General features: G+C 57.6%; 19 protein-coding genes. 8 read left to right on the forward strand and 11 right to left on the reverse strand.

The window, feature by feature from the left end:
- Positions 1 to 20: 20 nt before the first annotated feature.
- Positions 21 to 1,013, reverse strand: coding sequence for a zinc-dependent alcohol dehydrogenase family protein (locus FBZ97_RS19370; RefSeq protein ID WP_113388841.1), 993 nt, complete (start codon positions 1,011 to 1,013; stop codon positions 21 to 23).
- 255 nt (positions 1,014 to 1,268) lie between these two features.
- Between FBZ97_RS19370 and FBZ97_RS35075 the strand changes: the two genes are divergently transcribed.
- Together FBZ97_RS35075 and FBZ97_RS19375 are read left to right on the forward strand one after the other, a co-directional pair.
- Positions 1,269 to 1,391 (forward strand): hypothetical protein, encoded by a 123-nt coding sequence (locus FBZ97_RS35075; protein ID WP_267903952.1) that lies wholly within the window; start codon positions 1,269 to 1,271, stop codon positions 1,389 to 1,391.
- Positions 1,392 to 1,453: 62 nt separating this feature from the next.
- Positions 1,454 to 2,431: an ABC transporter transmembrane domain-containing protein gene (locus FBZ97_RS19375; RefSeq protein ID WP_113388867.1), complete on the forward strand. Its 978-nt coding sequence runs from the start codon at positions 1,454 to 1,456 to the stop codon at positions 2,429 to 2,431.
- Here the strand turns inward: FBZ97_RS19375 and FBZ97_RS19380 are convergent.
- The 3 genes from FBZ97_RS19380 to FBZ97_RS19390 all read right to left on the reverse strand — a co-directional run bounded on the left by FBZ97_RS19380 (position 2,428) and on the right by FBZ97_RS19390 (position 3,660).
- Positions 2,428 to 2,676: a hypothetical protein gene (locus FBZ97_RS19380; protein ID WP_145321140.1), complete on the reverse strand. Its 249-nt coding sequence runs from the start codon at positions 2,674 to 2,676 to the stop codon at positions 2,428 to 2,430. The genes FBZ97_RS19375 and FBZ97_RS19380 overlap by 4 nt on opposite strands.
- A gap of 371 nt (positions 2,677 to 3,047) precedes the next feature.
- Positions 3,048 to 3,239: a hypothetical protein gene (locus tag FBZ97_RS19385; RefSeq protein WP_069614715.1), complete on the reverse strand. Its 192-nt coding sequence runs from the start codon at positions 3,237 to 3,239 to the stop codon at positions 3,048 to 3,050.
- Between the two features lie 157 nt (positions 3,240 to 3,396).
- Positions 3,397 to 3,660 carry a DUF982 domain-containing protein gene (locus FBZ97_RS19390; protein WP_113353510.1) on the reverse strand — a complete coding sequence of 88 codons (264 nt, stop codon included), beginning with the start codon at positions 3,658 to 3,660 and terminating at the stop codon, positions 3,397 to 3,399.
- A 393-nt stretch (positions 3,661 to 4,053) separates the two neighbouring features.
- On the opposite strand from FBZ97_RS19390, the gene FBZ97_RS19395 reads away from it, so the two are divergent.
- Positions 4,054 to 4,737: a response regulator transcription factor gene (locus FBZ97_RS19395; RefSeq protein ID WP_113353511.1), complete on the forward strand. Its 684-nt coding sequence runs from the start codon at positions 4,054 to 4,056 to the stop codon at positions 4,735 to 4,737.
- Positions 4,730 to 6,073 carry a HAMP domain-containing sensor histidine kinase gene (locus FBZ97_RS19400; protein ID WP_145321138.1) on the forward strand — a complete coding sequence of 448 codons (1,344 nt, stop codon included), beginning with the start codon at positions 4,730 to 4,732 and terminating at the stop codon, positions 6,071 to 6,073. The genes FBZ97_RS19395 and FBZ97_RS19400 overlap by 8 nt, the downstream gene beginning before the upstream one ends.
- On the opposite strand, the gene FBZ97_RS19405 is transcribed toward FBZ97_RS19400, so the two are convergent.
- The 7 genes from FBZ97_RS19405 to FBZ97_RS19435 all read right to left on the reverse strand — a co-directional run bounded on the left by FBZ97_RS19405 (position 6,070) and on the right by FBZ97_RS19435 (position 11,250).
- Positions 6,070 to 6,837 (reverse strand): cytochrome b/b6 domain-containing protein, encoded by a 768-nt coding sequence (locus FBZ97_RS19405; RefSeq protein WP_113353513.1) that lies wholly within the window; start codon positions 6,835 to 6,837, stop codon positions 6,070 to 6,072. The two genes, FBZ97_RS19400 and FBZ97_RS19405, sit on opposite strands and share 4 nt — an antisense overlap.
- Before the next feature lie 33 nt (positions 6,838 to 6,870).
- Positions 6,871 to 7,401 (reverse strand): cytochrome c, encoded by a 531-nt coding sequence (locus FBZ97_RS19410; RefSeq protein ID WP_162748845.1) that lies wholly within the window; start codon positions 7,399 to 7,401, stop codon positions 6,871 to 6,873.
- 201 nt (positions 7,402 to 7,602) lie between these two features.
- Positions 7,603 to 8,031 carry a universal stress protein gene (locus FBZ97_RS19415; RefSeq protein ID WP_113353515.1) on the reverse strand — a complete coding sequence of 143 codons (429 nt, stop codon included), beginning with the start codon at positions 8,029 to 8,031 and terminating at the stop codon, positions 7,603 to 7,605.
- 12 nt (positions 8,032 to 8,043) lie between these two features.
- Complete coding sequence (locus tag FBZ97_RS19420) at positions 8,044 to 8,343, reverse strand: hypothetical protein (protein WP_113353516.1); 300 nt, start codon at positions 8,341 to 8,343, stop codon at positions 8,044 to 8,046.
- A gap of 41 nt (positions 8,344 to 8,384) precedes the next feature.
- The gene (locus tag FBZ97_RS19425) at positions 8,385 to 9,032 is read right to left on the reverse strand and encodes a BON domain-containing protein (RefSeq protein ID WP_113420640.1); all 648 of its coding nucleotides are present in this window, start codon (positions 9,030 to 9,032) and stop codon (positions 8,385 to 8,387) included.
- 206 nt (positions 9,033 to 9,238) lie between these two features.
- Positions 9,239 to 10,576: an ATP-binding protein gene (locus tag FBZ97_RS19430; RefSeq protein ID WP_145321136.1), complete on the reverse strand. Its 1,338-nt coding sequence runs from the start codon at positions 10,574 to 10,576 to the stop codon at positions 9,239 to 9,241.
- Positions 10,573 to 11,250: a response regulator transcription factor gene (locus FBZ97_RS19435; RefSeq protein ID WP_145321134.1), complete on the reverse strand. Its 678-nt coding sequence runs from the start codon at positions 11,248 to 11,250 to the stop codon at positions 10,573 to 10,575. Before FBZ97_RS19435 ends, FBZ97_RS19430 begins: the two co-directional genes overlap by 4 nt.
- Before the next feature lie 363 nt (positions 11,251 to 11,613).
- Between FBZ97_RS19435 and FBZ97_RS19440 the strand changes: the two genes are divergently transcribed.
- The 4 genes from FBZ97_RS19440 (at position 11,614) to FBZ97_RS19455 (ending at position 15,798) form a co-directional block, all read left to right on the forward strand.
- Entirely contained in the window at positions 11,614 to 12,468 is an 855-nt protein-coding gene (locus FBZ97_RS19440; RefSeq protein ID WP_113388844.1) for a glycosyltransferase family 25 protein, read from the forward strand.
- Between the two features lie 3 nt (positions 12,469 to 12,471).
- Positions 12,472 to 13,227 carry a glycosyltransferase family 25 protein gene (locus FBZ97_RS19445; RefSeq protein ID WP_113353521.1) on the forward strand — a complete coding sequence of 252 codons (756 nt, stop codon included), beginning with the start codon at positions 12,472 to 12,474 and terminating at the stop codon, positions 13,225 to 13,227.
- A 183-nt stretch (positions 13,228 to 13,410) separates the two neighbouring features.
- Positions 13,411 to 15,345, forward strand: coding sequence for a heavy metal translocating P-type ATPase (locus FBZ97_RS19450; protein ID WP_113388845.1), 1,935 nt, complete (start codon positions 13,411 to 13,413; stop codon positions 15,343 to 15,345).
- Between the two features lie 141 nt (positions 15,346 to 15,486).
- A complete protein-coding gene (locus FBZ97_RS19455; protein ID WP_145321132.1) occupies positions 15,487 to 15,798 on the forward strand; it encodes a hypothetical protein in 312 nt (103 codons plus the stop codon).
- The last annotated feature ends 18 nt before the right edge of the window (positions 15,799 to 15,816 follow it).

Here is a 15,816-nt window from a genome sequence, read left to right on the forward strand (position 1 = left end):
GCAAGGGCAGCTTAATCGGGTTAACTTGCCTCGGGCACCAATACCGCTGCGCCGACGAGACGCCCGGCGCGCAGGTCGGCGAGCGCCTCATTGGCCCTCGCGAGCGGATAGACCTTGGTGTGGGTTCGCACGCCGGCCATCCGGGCAATCGGGAAAAACTCAGCTGCGTCCGCACGTGTCAAATTGGCCACTGAGACAAGCTCGCGTTCCCCCCACAGAACGACGTAAGGCATCGCCGGTATGTCGCTCATATGAATTCCGCCACACACAACTACTCCGCCCTTGCGAACCGCCTTGAGCGCAATCGGCACGAGATCGCCTGCCGGTGCAAAGATGATGGCTGCGTCGAGCGGAACCGGTGCGCTTCCTTCCGATGAGCCAGCCCATACCGCGCCAAGCTCCAGCGCAAACTCCTGCGCTGCACGGTCGCCTCCGCGCGTGAACGCATAAACGTCGCGCCCTTGCCAGATGCAGAGCTGGGTCAGGATGTGCGCGGCGGCTCCGAAGCCGAAAAGACCGATGCGCTTGCCGTCGCCGGCCTTCTTGAGCGAACGCCAGCCAATCAATCCGGCACACAAAAGAGGCGCGAGGGATATTGGATCGGCGTCCGCATCGAGATCGCATGCAAAGGCTGCGTCGGCCACAACATGCGTCGCGAAACCGCCGTCACGCGTGTAGCCGGTGAATTGCGGCCTGTCACATAGGTTTTCAGCCTTCATTTGACAGAAAGAACATGTTCCGCATGCATGACCGAGCCAGGGGACGCCGACGCGGCGACCGAGTTTGGCGATTTCGATCCCGGGGCCCACGGCATCGACAATACCCACGATCTCATGACCCGGCACGAGCGGAAGCTTTGGATTGTCGAGATCACCGTCCACGACGTGAAGATCAGTTCGACAGACGGCACAGGCCTCGACCTTGATCCTCAGCTCGCCTGGGCCGGGCTCTGGATCATCACGTTCGACAAATATGAGCGGTTTCCCGATTTGTTGAAGAACCATCGCTTTCATGGCTGAAACCCATCCAAATTGGGGCTCGTTTCGAAGCTAAATGTCGGAAGAAAAAGCCGGGAAACGGCACGTCCATCTGCGTTTCAAGCAACCTTTTCCGCCAACTGAACGACTTTCGGCGAGCGGTGTTATTTACCACCCTTCTCCTTCCATACAAATGGTGGTTCGGCCTTGACCCGAATCAACGCGCACACAGCAAAAACGTGAAAACGTCCAAGGGCGTGGCGACTTGTGTGACACGTCAGGAGGGCATCGGTGCAAAAGCTATTGCTGATCATATTGATCGTCATGATCGCCACGATCATCGGCATTTTATGGGTGAAGCCGATTACCGGCACCGGGCGACAGACGCCAATTGAGAAGTCGGCAACGCGATGACCATCCTGAAAACATTTCGCCATCCGAAGGCTGCTCTATCGCGCCCGGTCCCAAAGGAAATAATGCTTCCTCGAACGCTATATGGTTTCGTTTTTCGGGCATCGGGATGGCATCAACTGGCCACCGCGATCCTATCCATCGTGCTCTTTACAGCGGGAACCATTCCGCTGGAGGTACAGCGACGGGTCGTGAATGCGGCAACGCAGAACGGCTCCTATCGAACGATCGCCTTTTTGGTGTTGATATACGTCCTTTTGGCCGTGACCGAGGGAGCCGTGAAACTCGTACTGAAGATCTACAGCAGTTGGATCGGAGAAGCGGCCGTCCGATGGCTGCGTTTGCAAGTATTCGAGGCATCGCGAACATCGGAGACAGGCGACTCCATGATGACCAGCGAAGGTGTCCAGCTCTCGATCATCCTGGCCGAAGCCGAACCCGTCGGTGGCTTCGTCGGCACGAGTATCTCGGAGCCTCTGTTGCAGATCGGCATATTGACGGCTGTTTGTGGCTATCTGGTCTATCTGCAGCCACTCATCACGATCGTCGTCGTCACGATCTTCCTTCCGCAAAGTGGTTTCGTCCCGATCATGCAGGCAGCGATCAACCGTCGCGTCGGAAAAAAGATCAGCATCATGCGCAATGTTAGCGAGGACATCGTCCAAATGGGCCACGCAATCGACACAGACGGCCATCAGGCATCGCGTATCGGAGATGTCTTCCGGATCAACATGAGCATCTACAAAATCAAGTTCACGATGAATTTCATGATGAATCTGATGACACAAATGGGTTACGCAGGCATCTTCGCGCTGGGCGGCTATTTCGTGGTCACCGGGAAGACCGAAATCGGAACAGTCGTCGCCTTCGTGTCTGGTCTCTCAAAAATAAATGACCCTTGGGGCGATCTCATCAACTGGTACCGCGATCTGCGCGTGACACAGGTTAAGTACGGCCTCATATACAACTCCGCCCAGATTGGTACCGCGTCAGCGGGTGAATTGCCAGGCCCTTCTCCATTGCCTGGCGACCCGCTTCTTTAATGTGAAGATGTGTAAAGCTCCCCGACGATATCTGCCACTGGCGCGGGGATATTGGGGAAAGCGGCGAACTTATGTTTCGATTTGTCGCATCGAATGGCAATCGTGCTGCCGCCAACGCCATTCGCGCCGGTGGTGATCCTGGATCGTCCATCCGGCCAGCTTTGCTGAGAAGGATGGGACAACGGCGCGGAGAGCATCTTTGCATGGGTATTGAGAGGAAACTCAATGAGGAGCAGCGACAGCATGCCTGGTCGCGGATGTCGCACCACCGACATTCTTCATCCGTGCACATTGGAAAATCGGTCGACGGCCGCGCAGATTGTGGCGCCGTGTCGGAGACCCAAAGGCCGACAGGGCGTCAGGCCTCGTCGGAAGCCAGGACGCGGGCGGTCGGCCACGAAAATTGACTCGTCACGTCGCGGGACGACGCCGTCGACAGATGCAGCACGCGGCGAGTTGGCGGATCTTGCATATTCGATGGAGAACCGACTGCTGCAAGAGAGCCCGAAGTCTTCGATGGGCTGGAGGCCAATAGCGGTGCACGCGGGCGCCGACGTTTGACCACGACGGTCGGGTTACATCTTGACATTATTTCATCCTCTGATTGTCGCCTCACTCAAAAGCCGTTGCCCTTTGTGGGGGGAATATAGGGATCTGGATAACCGAGCTTAGGTTTGGCGGTCGTGCTATCCGTATTCGTCGACGACTGTTGCCTTGGCTCTTTTGATTTGTCGGAACCGCTGGATTGGTAAGCATAGGCACCGAAGATAACGCCGGCTATTGCGACGGCCAGCAAAGCTACACGCATGTTCTTCTCCTTGTCACGGATCTGCCGTACCGAAGTCAAAGGGAACAACAAAAATGTCCGCTTTGCATTCGTGATCAATTGGTAGGCTCTGTGGCGATTTCGGACCTTGATCTACATCAATAGCCGAGGTGGGAGCGCATGCCGTGCGAACCCAACATCATCCGATGACTGAAATATAAAGGATACGCTCTTCCGCAGCGGCACGGATAAGGGCCTCTCTGGCTACTTCCGGGGGGATGACGTCGTTCAGAGCATCAAGGCATGCCTTGATCGCCATGACATATTCCTCGCCATCGTCGCTCGGCCAATCCGAGATCAATGTTACTGCCGCATCCCGGACGGTCTTGATGACCCGATACCTCTCGCCGGAGCGCACGACGAGCCACAGGGCAGGAAACTGATGCGATATATGCCATTTCATAGCGCATGATCCCCCGGGCGCGAGAATATCGGCAACCCGCACAGGCAAACCTCGCTGAAAGATTGCGAATACTAGGTTTATCAAGGCACTTGGATGGCTACTTTGACATGCCTCAATTGAGGTTACGAGCCAGTGACGGCATTACAGCATGACGACTTTCATGGGTATCCGCTGTCGTTAACTGGAAAACAGCTTCGGCAATTCGTGCGTTAGGGTATCCGGGCGTCGATTTAGACATCCACTATGCGGTACGGTTCAGATTTCGATGTTGTTACAAGATCCCAGTCGAACAGCGTGGTTCATTCGTCTAGAGTGGCCCCTGATAGGTCCGGAAGCGTCACCAGTAAGTTGTCGTCGTGATCCGCAACCACCGTGGTCGCAATCGGGGTCCATATGCGCTTGTTACTGGTTGAAGATAGTGCCCGTCTGCGCGATTTGCTGACCGAAAGTGTCCATCAGGCGGGTTGGCGCCTTGATAGTGCGGCAACGGTAGGCGCCGCGCTGCTGGCAACACAAACTGTCAGCTACGACTTGGCCTTGGTGGACTTAGGCTTACCGGACGGCGACGGCTTGGATCTTATCCGGGAACTACGTCGTGACGGTTTTACCGCACCGATCCTCGTGATCACGGCGCGCGGTTCGATTGAGGATCGTGTAGCGGCCCTCGACGGCGGTGCCGATGACTATCTCGTGAAACCGTTCAATCACATCGAATTGCTCGCGCGCTGCCGCGCCCTTCTGCGTCGCAGAGCGCCGCACTATATCGAAGCCATTGTCGTCGGTGGCCTGTCCTTCGATCCCACGAACGGCGTGGTGACCGCGGGCGGTGAACCGCTCTCGGTCGCGCCACGCGAGCGGTCCGTCCTGGAACTGCTTATTCGCAACGCGGGCCGGGTCACTCCCAAGCAATTGATCGAAAGCAAGCTCTCCGAATTTGGCGACGATATCTCGACCAACGCCGTGGAATTGGCGATCTCACGCCTGCGCCGCCGCCTCGCCCCGTTTGATTTGCCCCTCAGCATCGAAACAATACGCGGCATTGGCTATCTGCTGCGGGAAAAGCGCCAAAATGATTGATCGATCTGTTCGGCCGCCAACGCTGATCCGCATCATCACGCTGCGCATCGCGCTCTTTGCAGCGCTGGCAATGGCGGTGCAGGCCGCACTCGTCTTTGCCGACTATTATTTCGATAACGAACAGTTGGCGACGTTGATGATCGAACGTGAAACCGGAAAGCTGTCGAAGGGATTCGAACGCCGCCATGACGAAGGGCCCTACAAGTTGCCGCACGACCTCGTCCGTTACGGCATCCAGGGTGGCTTCTACATCACCCGCATCCGCACACCGACCGGTCAGATTCTCTACACGAACTGCGATGCGCGCTGCGACAATCAGCTTCTGCCGCACGAGGTCAATCCGCCGGACCTCTGGTCTCGCATGCTGAGCGACGGCAAACCGCTCGCCGTCGCCGGCGGCAAGACCTATGAAATCCATGGGGACAAGATTTTTATCGAGATCGCGATCCTGCACGACAGCGACGGCATCATGTGGGCGGTGATCGGGCGTGAGTTTGCGGATCATCTCGCCACCCCGATGGCCATCATGCTGCTCTTCGTCCTCGGTGGCACCTTATTGTCAATCCGCCAGGCCCTGCGCCCCGTTGCAAAAGCAGCGCGAGAGGCCGGCCATCTCGATCCGCTGGACCCCAGCCATCTGATCAACCAGACCGGCATGCCGCGGGAAATCGCCGATCTTGCCGCTGCCGTCAACAGGAGCCTTGCGCGCATCGGCGCGCTCATGAAATCGCAGCGCCTGTTCACCACCGCTGTTGCCCATGAGATCCGCACGCCGCTCGCTATGATGAAGCTGGAGCTTGGCAATATCGACCATCCCCGTGCGCGCAAGATCGAGGGAGATCTCGACGCGCTGGCGGGTTTTGTTGGGCAGATCACGGCGCTCGGGCGGCTAGAAAGTGCAGACCGCGCCCTATTCCGGCCGCTCGATCTGGCAAAGCTGGCCGATTGGGTGGTCACCGATATCGCACCCCTAGTCTATGACCTCAATCACACCATAGCCTACAGCAATCTTGGCGCCCGCTCTGTTGAAGGTCATGCGCCGCTGCTTGAGGACGCGTTGCGCAACCTCATCGAAAACGCCGTAAAACATACCCCTGAAGGTGCGGCCATCGACGTTGTCGCGGGTCCTGGTCCGCGCCTGACGGTCAAGGATGACGCTGGTGTTTTTGACGCTCCGATGGAGGTCCCGTTTGGCGATCTCAAGGCCGATCACATGGGTATCGGCCTTGAGATCGTCCGCCGGATCATGGCGCTGCACAAGGGGCGGCTGGAGATTGAAGTGGAGCCTGGCCATCTTACAGCCATGACGCTCGTGTTTGACCAGGCCAAGTTCTAGATTGAAGCGAAGAAGCTTCCGCCAAGGAGCGTGACGGCGCCATAAACCAGGCCAAAGGCGATCAGAAGGCAGACAGCGGCGGCGGGCAACGACCCACCGGTCGCCTCATCGTGGTCGACGTAGGCTTCGCGCCGTTTTCGGCCAGTGATCATGGCGCCGATGAGGTCTTCGCGCTTGACGAACTGATAGTAGAGGTTCGCGACGATATGCAATCCGGCCAGGACCAGGATGGCGAAGTAGAACCACGCAGCATGGATGGAAGCGACCCAGCTCGAAACGGCGTCTCCTACCAGTCCAGCAAAAGGCCCCGCGGCGGTCACTCCGTCACTGGAGAATAATCCAAGCAAAACCTGCACGCCGCAGGCGACGAGGAGACCGATAACCATTAGCCCGCCGGCGGGATTGTGGCCGAGATAACGCTCAGTCCTGTTGCGCCGTAACGCCTTGAGATAGGCCCAGGCAGCGGCGGGCGGGCGTACGAAGCCGGAAAACCGTGCCGTTGAACTGCCGAAAACACCCCACAGGACGCGATAAACCAAGAGGACGAGAATGCCGTAACCAGCCGCTTTATGAACAGTCATGTCCGGATCGTCAAAGCCACTCGAAACCCAGGCCGTCAGGATCAATGCGACGAGCGACCATTTGAATAGACGCGTGGGAAGGTCCCAGGCACGCACGACATCGCTGTTGGCAGGTGAAATCTTGCCGCCATTTCCGGTGGATGGGTCGCAATAGGGTTCATAGGCGGATCGTTGTTCGCTCATGTGGAGTTTCCTGTTCGGGAAGATTTGCAGCGGCTATTTGTAGGCCGTGTGGCAGGACTTGCACTCGGCTGCCATGGCCACGAATGCCTTGCGAAACGAGGCTTTATCTTGCGCCTGCTGACTCGCGGCATTGGCAATCATCGCCATCCTGCTGAAGCGGGCATGGAGATCCTTCTCCTTGGCGCCGCTCTGGTTGGCAAACAGGGCGTCGGCAGCCGCGGCATCCGCCGCATAGCGCCGCAAGACTTGCTCGGCGGCCTTGCTATCGAAGTTGGCAAGCACTGCCTTGGCCGAGGTAGTGTTGTCGCCCATGTCGCCCATGATACTCTTGAGCGAGGCAGCGACGGCCGGCCCCGCTAGCATGGCGAGAACAAGACCAGCTCCAATATAGCGATTGAGTTTGGAGAGTGATTTTTGCGCTTCTGTCATGACGCTCGATTTTCGTTCATTTCCAAAGGGGTTGTTTGGCAGGCGCCGGATGATTGACGGTAACAACCAAGTGCGGCTCCCAAGAGCCCTGACATCTGGGGGAGCAATTGCGGCGAAATCCACGATCGTGCTCATTTTGCGGGCCGCTTTCATCGTCCCATGACAGGCTTTTGACAGGTTCGCCGGTCGCGACTTCATTGATTGGACGACCTGACGTCAAATTGCATGGCTTGATATCGAGCGCTGTGACCAGCCGCCACATCCATTCTCAGCTCCATGCCTGCACAATCAGGCGGTCACTGCGGACGACTGAGCCGAGTGTTGGATAGATTGGATTTACGATTTCGGCGCAGTTAGAATCCGATCAATGTGAACGGAGCATTTTGCATGGTGCACAATGTGATCGACGGTGGATCCGAAAACCCTATCGAATATATCGGTCGCATGGGCCGCCACGATGATGAGATCGGCCTTTGTTTCGGCGGCAATGGCCAGGATCGTATCGGCGGCGCGGCCGGTACGGACATGAACAAGCGCCGGCGTTGAAAGCTCCCTGCAAAGCAACGACAGCTTTTCCTCCGCCTCGCCGATTACGGAGACCGCCCACTCATCCGGCCCCTGTCGGACAAGGGAGGGAAAGCGCTCGACGGTATGAGCGACATGCAGGGTTCCATCGGCATCGAGAAGCTGCGAGGCCATGTGCACCAGATGCTCGGCTTTCTCCTTCGAGCCGAGGCCAACCGCACAGACAATCGACCTATACATAGCTCCACCCCTTCAAAAGAGATCCTTGCCGCCCGCGCCGACGAATTCGGTTCGAAAGCCAAGGACGTGCACCTGCTTCAGGAACTGATCTGCGCTAAGCACATCCACCTTGAATCTGTCACTCAGACACTGGGCGAGAGGATTGCAGAACTCTTCATGAACCCATGCCCGAGCACGGGACGACACAACTGTAATTTCCCATTCATCGCTGTCAGTTCGGTCGAGGCGAAAGTCGCAGTCCTGATGGTGCGGGAGTGGATACCCGGCACCGGCAAGCAGCGCCTCTTCCGTTCGTGTGCAATCCGTGCTCATGATTTTGCATCCTCTCTTATGTCATCGGCAGAGATGACGGATCAGGTTATGGCCAGCTGATCGTCGAGAGCGCAGACGCCCGGTGCCGACCATGCGGCACGCTCCGCCGCGCGCCGCTCGGACCATGTTCTGACCTTGCCCTTCAGGGTGACCTTGCCGCCGGAGACATCGACCTGAATCGCCCGCGCCTCCAGTTCCGCATCCCGTTCCAGTGCATTTTCGATGCGCTTCTTGACGTCATCGGCGCTGATGCCGGGAACGACCTCTATGAGATTGGAGACGCCAACGACACCCGCGAGATCCCTGACAGCGGCAGCGGCGGCATTCTTTTGGTACTGCCATTCCACGTTGCCGGTCAGCGTAACGACGCCCTTGCATACGCGGATCTGCACCATCTGCTTTGGAATGGAGATATTCCAGTCCAATATCTTGACTGCCCGTCGGGCGATGTCGTCGTCGTCTGTCCGCCGTGGGCCAAGGATTCGAACGTCTATTTCCTGGGCTATGGCGCGGACGCCTTTGACGCGTCTCGCGGCTTTCTCGGCAGCGTCCTTCTCCGCATATGTGCCAACATGTCCGGTGAGAGTGATGATACCGTCGCGTGCGGTCACACCAATTTCGGCCGCATCCACTTTCGGCTCAAATTCCAGTTCATCCAGAATATTCTGTCTGAGAGTAATGTCGTCCATGACCGTCTCCTTGAAATTCCGTTAGCGGGAAAAGGATAGGACTAGCCAAAGGTGGCAGCATTGATCGAGGTCAAGGAACTGGTGGCCATTCCAAAAAAGGCCGGAGCTCAGTAAACCCGGGCAAGGAGCTGCATCAGCAGGTCCGACGACTGCCAAGCCCTAGCTTTCTGCCAAGATAATCTTTGCGGAACATGAAAGCTCCATTCTCAGACCGCTTTCCGATGGATTGGAAATTCCATGGTCGCGGATGCTCCACCCTCCGGCAAATTGGTGAGTTTGAGATCGCCTCCGTGGGCGATCATTGTCTCCTTCACGATTGACAGGCCAAGGCCGAGACCACCTGCTCCGCTGTCGGGTTTGCCGACAACCGCCGCCGGCTCGAGCCATCGGACGGGATATCCTGGGCCGGAATCAGAGACCGTGATGCCGCCTTGAAAGATCGTCACCCTGATCGTCGTGCCCGGAGGCGTGTGGTTCAGTGCATTCTCAATAAGATTGCGCAGGGCTCGAAAGATGAAATCAAACGCGCCGCTAACCACGACGGGCTCTAAGGGCGACTGCAATTCGATGTCGCGGCCCTTGGAAAGAATGACCGGCGCAAGGAATGCTGCTGCCCGCTGTCCGATATCACCAAGATCGACCCGGTCGCTCGCCTCAAAATGCAGGCCACCGATCCTGACGCGATCGACCAATTGACCGACCAGTCGCTCTACACCCTCAAAATCTTCCTCGACTTTCCGTGCGATTGCATCTTGCGAGAGCGCAAGGCGAGCCTTGATAATCGCGAGCGGCGTCCGGAGCTCATGGGCAAGATGGCTCGAAAACTGCTCAAGTGACAGAAAACCCGCCTGCAACCGATCAAGCGCCTCGTTGACCGCGCTCACCAACGCCAGCACATCCTCCGGCATCCGGGTTTCCGTCAGTCGCGCGGCTATGCTGGAGGGCCCGATTTGCCGTGCCTCCTCCGCCGCCTGGCTTAATGGCTTCAGCGCGAACTTCAGCACGAGGATGTTGACCAGGAGAAGAAGACAAACGAATGGGATCCATATCCACGCGATGTCAGTGACGAACTCCTCCAACACGGTATCGAAAATGACGTGCTCCCGCGGGAAGGCGATTTGCACGAAATGCATGGGATTAGTGCCATCAAGCTGCATTGAGATGCCAAAAAGGGCCCTGACCTTGCCGTGACTCGGGAGCAAAAAGTACCGAACTTCCTGCTTTGAGACAGGAACTAATGGCTGCTCCAACGTCTCCGACCTGGCAAGAACCCTACCTGTATCGGTCACTATGGCGAATTGTCCACCCAGTTCGTTGATTCGGGCTTTCAAGGCAGTTGCCGGCCCGCCTGTAAGTTGCGGATCCGAGGTGAACTGGCGCTGCATGTCTTGCGCGAAAGTCGAGAGCGTCTCTTCACGAAAAGCATCGTTGGCCGCCTGAAAACGGACGTACAAGAAAAGAACACTCGCACAGACTGCAACCAGTGCGACAATAGACATCGCAACGACGAGGCGCCTGAATAGCGTCAGTCGGCGAAATGTCATGAACGTCCCTCCGTCAGCATATAGCCGACACCTCTCATGTTATGAATATCGATCGCAGCGCCCGCAGCCTGGAGCTTTTTACGCAATCGGTGGATGAGAACCTCGACCGCGTTGGAGTTCAGTTCCTCGCCGAAGCCATAGATCGATTCCTCGACCTCGCCCTTGGAGAGGACCCTGTTGAATCTCCGAAGAAACAATTCCAGCGCGGCAAACTCGCGGCGGCTGAGCTGCAGTTCGGTCTCCCCGACTTTGGCAACATGCTGTGAAAGATCAAGATGGACGTTGCGCTCGCTAAGGATCGTATCGTGGCGGAGGGCTGGGCGACGCATCAAGGCACGAACGCGCGAGATCAGCACGCCCATAACGAAGGGCTTGACGAGATAGTCATCGGCACCGCTGTCGAGCGCATCGATAATCGAACTTGCGGCATCGCGCGCCGTCAGGATGAGAATAGGCGTTGAGGGCGCCCGGCGACGCACAGGTTCGAGCAAGGACAAGCCGTCGCGATCTGGCAAGCCGAGATCGAGAATGACCGCCTCATAGCTGATCGTGGAGATAGCCTCCTCGGCATCGCTGGCTGAACCGACCCAATCGACAGCAAAGCCATGCGAACGCATTGCCTCGCTTGTCAGCGATGCGAGCTTGGCATTGTCTTCAACGAGCAGCACGCGCATGAGCCAGTCCAAAACTTTGGCGTTGATCCGTAGGGTGACTTAAGCGCAAAAGCCTCTTTGTTCTTGGCGAATTCGAGGCACGCCTCTTGGCATCCGTTTTGCGGCACCCGCCTCGATCCCGCGGCATCGCGGGTCGCGATGTCCAATTCGATATCCCGGCGGCAGGCGAACGAGAAAAGCCTCCATATCACTCCCGCCTGGGCGATGGGCTGGGCGCTCCAGCTAAACTTGCGCCGGAAATCCAACCTGAGGGCTATTTTCACTTTTTTGACAAGTTTCTGTAAGCCGCCCGTAAGCCAGGCCAAACAATGTCCGCTCCGACAAACACAATCGCCACCATTCCTGTCGGAACGAGCGCCCAGCATGAATGACAAAGATCTTAGCGATCTTCCCATGAAGACTTACCTCATCAATCTCGACCGTGCTGCTTATCGGCTGTCCGCCATGCGGGACAAGCTCGATAGTATACAACTGCCGTTCGAACGAGTTGCCGCCGTCGACGGACAAGCGCTTGAATTGCCCATCAAGGACTTCCGCGAGGGAGCCTACAGACTTCTGCATGGAAGAATGGGCAATCTCGCAGAGGTCGGCTGCTACCTCAGCCATATTGAATGCGCAAAGCGCCTGCTTGCCTCGGAGTCAGAATTCGCCCTGATACTGGAGGATGATCTCGAATTTCCCGCCGACTTGAAACAACTCTTGAGGGCCGCAATCGAGGCGAACGCCGATTGGGACATCCTGCGGCTTTCGACGGTCAATCGCGGTCGCAAATACCCGTTTGCCGACTTGACGTCCCAACGCTCCCTTGCCGTGGCGCTTACTCGCGAGAAAGGATCGGGCGCCTATCTGCTCAACCGGCGAGCCGCCACGTGGTTTGTCGAAAAGCTCGTTCCGATGCGTTTGCCGTTCGATCTTGCCTTCGACCTTGAATATCTGGCGGGCCTGAAGGCCGCTTTTGTCTTTCCCGTGCCGATCAACCAGGATACCGGATTGCCGTCCCAGATCCAGGCCAAACGCCGAACCTATCATTTGCGGCGATGGCGCCACGTGACTGTTCAGCCCTATCGCGCATGGCTGGAAGCGTCGCGCTTTATATGTCGTCTTCGGCAATTGACGTGGCTTTTGCTGAAGCATGCCTTCTTACGAAGAATGGACAGCCTTTCCTCAGGAACCCGCACAAAACCCTTGTCATTGACGGATGGGAGCAGGGGTGACTGATCAATGGTTGTTTTACCCGAGAGCCTCGGTGTCTATGTCATTAACCTGGCCAGATGTGTTGACAGGTGGAAAGCTATCCGCTCGCAGGCACTCGCCCATGGTATTCATATCATACGGGTTCCCGCCATTGACGGGCATAGTGTCGCTCCCACGGGCTATGTCGACGTCGATCACGCCAGTTTTTTCAGACATGGCGGTAGACAATTACTGCCGGGCGAGTACGGCTGCTACCGAAGCCACCTGCGCGCCGTGGACATGTTCCTATCCAGCACGTTCGAGGCATCCATCGTTATCGAGGACGACGTGGAAATCGTCGGCGATTTGCTGGAGCGGACCTCGCAGATACTTGCCGCGGCGCCGACCGCTGACATCGTCAAGCTGTTCAACCACAGGATCCGCGGGTTCCGGCTGCTCACCACGACGATTTCTGGAGATGAGATCGGCCGTTGTTTGCACGGTCCCCAGGGATCCGCCGCATGCTACATCGTCACCCGCAACGGTGCGCGGGCGATTGCCTCAGCAATGCGGACCATGATCCTCCCCTTTGATGTCGCCTTGGAACGTGGGTGGGACCACGGCGCCAATATTCTTACGGTGAGAGAAAACATCGTCGAACTCGGCAATCATAGCCAAAACACGCAGATCGGAACCAGAGCCGACTACAGGGCGATAAAATTCTCGGAAGCACGACGATTACCGACGCATGTTCTACGTGCGCTGGACTATTCACGACGGATTAAATATGCGCTCGAGATTTGACCAACACACCATGAATCGCACTGCGGAGCGGAAGAAGCGATCTATTCGCGGCTTTTCATAAAATTCGCATCTCTCGGACGGGTCGCATTGAGGCGGATCAATGTCTGATCGAAGGAAACGGTTCTAATCGGCCGATCGAGTGCAACGTCATATCGGATACAAACTCAGCCACCGGAGCCAAGGATGACATTCTCCAGCGTGACTAGCACGGTAGTTTTCCTGCTAAAAACCAGTGGGTCATCTTTGGTGCTGATTGCGGCATTCGGGCTTTTGGCAGGCTTTACCCTCATATTGATCGACAACGTCGCGCTTGCCTCTCTTGTCTGGGCACTCGCCACCTTGCCGATCCTGGGCGCGTTGTTGCTGCAGACCTTCCGTTCCTTGCATCACGGCGATTTCGGGTTGGATATCGTCGCCGCCCTGTCGATGGCGTTCGCCCTCTGCTTTGGCGAAAGCCTTGCAGCCAACGTCGTCGCGCTGATGTATGCAGGTGGACAGATGCTGGAGGGATATGCGTCCGGCCGCGCAGCCCGTGAGATGACGTTACTGATGGGACGAGTGGCACGAACTGCATTTCGCTATGTTGGCGATCGGTTGGAACCAACTCCTATCGAGAAGATTGTTGCCGGCGACCATATCATGATCCGTCAAGGCGAAGTGCTGCCCGTCGATGGTATTCTTCTGTCTCCCCGCGCCATTCTTGACGAGTCTGCGTTAACGGGAGAGCCACTCCCTGTGGATCATCGAGCTGGTGAAGAGGTTCTCAGCGGCAGCGCATCGGTAGGTCCTGTCTTTACCCTCAAGGCACTCCGCCCCGCCTCTGAAAGCACATATGCTGCGGTTGTGCGCCTCGTCGAGACGGCCCAGAAAAGCAAGGCGCCGATGGCGCGCCTTGCGGATCGCTATGGCCTGGCATTTTTGCTTATGACGGTAGCGATAGCGTTGACGGCCTGGCTGCTGTCCGACGATCCGCGACGTGCTCTTGCCGTTCTCGTCATCGCCACGCCCTGCCCGCTTATCCTGGCCGTACCGGTCGCGCTCATGTCGGGCATCTCGCGCTGTGCCACGATAGGCTGCCTAGTCAAAGACGGTGGCGCCCTTGAAGCCTTAAGCCGCGTACGGGTTGCTGTCCTGGACAAGACCGGCACACTCACGCACGGCAAGGCGCAAATCGTGGCGGTCGGCTGCAACGCTTGGATCGATAAGGACGAGTTGTTGCGTCTTGCCGCCTCCTTGGATCAAGCATCGAGCCACGTCATGGCTGCCGCTTTGATCACGGGAGCGCAGGAGCGCAATCTGCGGCTCTCGCCGCCGACCAATGTCGAGGAAGTCGGCGGACTGGGGCTTGAAGGAATGGTCGACGGACGCCGCGTCGTGATCGGTGGTAGCCGCTTTGTGAAAAGCCGAAGTGTTCGGGGCACTTCCCAAGACCTTGAAGATCATCATCGATCCGGTGAAGCGACGGTGACAGTCGCAATCGACGGCGTTGTCGCGGGAAATATCATCATGGCCGATCCGGTGCGCGCGGAGGCTATCGGCGTTCTGCAGCGATTGCGCAGCGCCGGAATCGCGAAAATCGTTCTTGCCTCCGGCGATCGCCTGGATGTTGCCTCGCATGTCGGCAACATCCTCGGCATCGAACAGGTGCTCGGCGAGCAGACACCGGCTTCAAAAGTGGAGGCCGTTATTGCGGCTAAAAGCTTCGGTCCGGTGATGATGGTGGGTGACGGCGTCAACGATGCGCCGGCACTTGCGGCGGCCGACGTAGGTGTTGCATTAGGCGCGCGCGGGGCGGCGGCCTCTTCGGAGGCGGCAAGCATCGTACTGCTCGTGGACCGGCTTGATCCCTTAGCAGCCGCCCTTGTTGTCGCCCGCCGGACTGTTGCGATCGCCCGCCAGAGCGTGGTTGCGGGACTTGGCCTTTCGGTTGCCGGCATGATCGCCGCGGCATTCGGCTATTTACCGCCGCTGCACGGCGCTTTGCTTCAGGAAGTCATCGATGTCGCCGTTATCCTGAATGCATTGCGTGCGCTTGGCCCTTCTAAATCGGAGGATGGTCCATACAGCCAGTTCGCGAATATACCGACCAGCCCTGCCTCCAAGACGCAATTATCCTGAAGCACAGATCGCCGGATCACATCACCACGCCGCTCCGCGTCTCGTCGGGAAGATCCTTCCCCTCATTGATTCTGATCAATGCCGCAGCGGCGAATATCCGCAGACTGCTTTCTGCAACCAAACCGATGAAGGAACAAACCAATGCTGAGAGCCAAACGCGACAGCCTGGGCGGTGCAGCCTCTAAAGCCATTCCCTCCCTCGGCGAGGTGGAGGGCCGCATGATGGTTCTTGAACTCATCGCGCAGACGGCGCTCACCCGTCTGATACGTCTTCACGATATCGAAGAGAGAGCAGATCTCGTCAAAGCAATGCGGCACGCCATCGATCGCAAATGCCATGACGCCAGACTGTGCGGAACCGACACGAAATCCGCTGAGGAATATGCGGAAGAATTGCTGGCCTCGGCCCAAGAGCAGGCGATCGTTCTGGAATCAATCCGAAACGATGCCTGAGGATGGCATCGAGCGGCT

This window comes from Rhizobium sp. ERR 942 (assembly GCF_007828395.1).
In the GTDB taxonomy this organism is placed as follows: domain Bacteria; phylum Pseudomonadota; class Alphaproteobacteria; order Rhizobiales; family Rhizobiaceae; genus Rhizobium; species Rhizobium dioscoreae.

What these genes read in the sequence shown, in the direction of transcription:
- FBZ97_RS19435 (WP_145321134.1), bottom strand. Translation starts at nt 11,250, where the DNA reads ATGCGCGTGCTGCTCGTTGAAGACAATGCCAAGCTCGCATCGCTGACA.
- FBZ97_RS19400 (WP_145321138.1), top strand. Translation starts at nt 4,730, where the DNA reads ATGATTGATCGATCTGTTCGGCCGCCAACGCTGATCCGCATCATCACG.
- FBZ97_RS19420 (WP_113353516.1), bottom strand. Translation starts at nt 8,343, where the DNA reads ATGAGCACGGATTGCACACGAACGGAAGAGGCGCTGCTTGCCGGTGCC.
- FBZ97_RS19390 (WP_113353510.1), bottom strand. Translation starts at nt 3,660, where the DNA reads ATGAAATGGCATATATCGCATCAGTTTCCTGCCCTGTGGCTCGTCGTG.
- FBZ97_RS19380 (WP_145321140.1), bottom strand. Translation starts at nt 2,676, where the DNA reads ATGCTGTCGCTGCTCCTCATTGAGTTTCCTCTCAATACCCATGCAAAG.
- FBZ97_RS19440 (WP_113388844.1), top strand. Translation starts at nt 11,614, where the DNA reads ATGAATGACAAAGATCTTAGCGATCTTCCCATGAAGACTTACCTCATC.
- FBZ97_RS19395 (WP_113353511.1), top strand. Translation starts at nt 4,054, where the DNA reads ATGCGCTTGTTACTGGTTGAAGATAGTGCCCGTCTGCGCGATTTGCTG.
- FBZ97_RS19415 (WP_113353515.1), bottom strand. Translation starts at nt 8,031, where the DNA reads ATGTATAGGTCGATTGTCTGTGCGGTTGGCCTCGGCTCGAAGGAGAAA.
- FBZ97_RS19450 (WP_113388845.1), top strand. Translation starts at nt 13,411, where the DNA reads ATGACATTCTCCAGCGTGACTAGCACGGTAGTTTTCCTGCTAAAAACC.
- FBZ97_RS19425 (WP_113420640.1), bottom strand. Translation starts at nt 9,032, where the DNA reads ATGGACGACATTACTCTCAGACAGAATATTCTGGATGAACTGGAATTT.
- FBZ97_RS19375 (WP_113388867.1), top strand. Translation starts at nt 1,454, where the DNA reads ATGCTTCCTCGAACGCTATATGGTTTCGTTTTTCGGGCATCGGGATGG.
- FBZ97_RS19455 (WP_145321132.1), top strand. Translation starts at nt 15,487, where the DNA reads ATGCTGAGAGCCAAACGCGACAGCCTGGGCGGTGCAGCCTCTAAAGCC.
- FBZ97_RS19370 (WP_113388841.1), bottom strand. Translation starts at nt 1,013, where the DNA reads ATGAAAGCGATGGTTCTTCAACAAATCGGGAAACCGCTCATATTTGTC.
- FBZ97_RS19430 (WP_145321136.1), bottom strand. Translation starts at nt 10,576, where the DNA reads ATGACATTTCGCCGACTGACGCTATTCAGGCGCCTCGTCGTTGCGATG.
- FBZ97_RS19410 (WP_162748845.1), bottom strand. Translation starts at nt 7,401, where the DNA reads ATGAGCACGATCGTGGATTTCGCCGCAATTGCTCCCCCAGATGTCAGG.
- FBZ97_RS19405 (WP_113353513.1), bottom strand. Translation starts at nt 6,837, where the DNA reads ATGAGCGAACAACGATCCGCCTATGAACCCTATTGCGACCCATCCACC.
- FBZ97_RS19445 (WP_113353521.1), top strand. Translation starts at nt 12,472, where the DNA reads ATGGTTGTTTTACCCGAGAGCCTCGGTGTCTATGTCATTAACCTGGCC.
- FBZ97_RS19385 (WP_069614715.1), bottom strand. Translation starts at nt 3,239, where the DNA reads ATGCGTGTAGCTTTGCTGGCCGTCGCAATAGCCGGCGTTATCTTCGGT.